This window comes from Vibrio sp. D173a, assembly GCF_030248475.1.
Map to the genome: position 1 here is coordinate 1 of NZ_JAHGAH010001000.1, position 1,045 is coordinate 1,045.

The 1,045-nt window shown below is 46.6% G+C and carries 2 protein-coding genes; both read left to right on the plus strand.

What is annotated here, in order from left to right:
* Positions 1–512: response regulator transcription factor (locus KIV40_RS30855; protein WP_285353101.1), on the plus strand; the 512-nt coding region annotated here is incomplete at its 5' end.
* A gap of 14 nt (positions 513–526) precedes the next feature.
* On the plus strand, positions 527–1,045 hold a 519-nt coding region (locus KIV40_RS30860; protein WP_285353104.1), incomplete at its 3' end, for a sensor histidine kinase N-terminal domain-containing protein.

The following is a 1,045-nucleotide window of genomic DNA, read 5'->3' on the forward strand; positions in this document are numbered from 1 at the left end:
ACCTGCCAAACAAATCAGGCGAGCAGATCATCAAGCGTATTCGCCATACCTCAGATACGCCCGTTCTTATCTTGACTGCTCGCAGTGAAGTCTACGACCGCATTCAGCTGCTCGATCTCGGTGCCGATGATTACCTGACCAAGCCGTTTGATTTTGGGGAATTGGAGGCTCGCTGCCGTGCCATTGTTCGTCGTCATCAAGGCAACGACCAAAACCTAGTCACGTTCGGCGACATTACCTTTGATAGTGTTGCATGTGAGGTCAAAGTAAAAGGGCAGCTGATCGAGCTTAAGCAGCGCGAGTATCGACTGCTCGAGATCTTTTTGACTCATTTAAATCGAGTCATGAGTAAAGAAGAGATCATTGACCACCTATACGGCTTTGATAACCCGCCGAATACCAATGCTATTGAAACCTATGTTGGGCGACTGCGCAAAGCACTCTCCGATAGCCAAGTTGAGATAAAGACCCTGCGCGGATTAGGCTATGTGCTCAATGATAAAGGAGAGTAGCTTGGAGGTGCTTGATGGCTTTGAGTCTTAATTTGCCTTCTCGCTGGGTAAAGCTCTCTTCTCGATCGCTACGATTTCAACTGCTGTTCTCAGCAACTTGCCTGTTATTGTTGATCAGCCTACTTACGATGGTCGCTGTTAAGCGCTATGCCTATCAGACAACGCAGATGTTTTATGATCGTCAGCTTGATAATGCTGCGCAGCAGATCATAGAACAAGTTCGCTTTGATGGTTTCTCTTTTAGTGTAGATATCCCGACCGCTGCCTTTAAATCCTTGGCAGAATCGGCCAGAGACAAGGTCTATTATTCGGCGTCGGCACAGGATACGCCTGCATCTCAACGCTTTATTACCGGCTATAAAGATCTTCTTGCACTTGAAGAGGTTCGAGAGCAGATCGCTAATTACCAGATCAAACTTGAACCTGAAGCGAGCTATTTTTATCTCAACTATAAACAAGAGTGGGTTCGTTTTGCTTTGGTTAGCAACGTAATTAATACCCGAGAAGGGCCTCAGCATGTGTTTGTGCTTGTC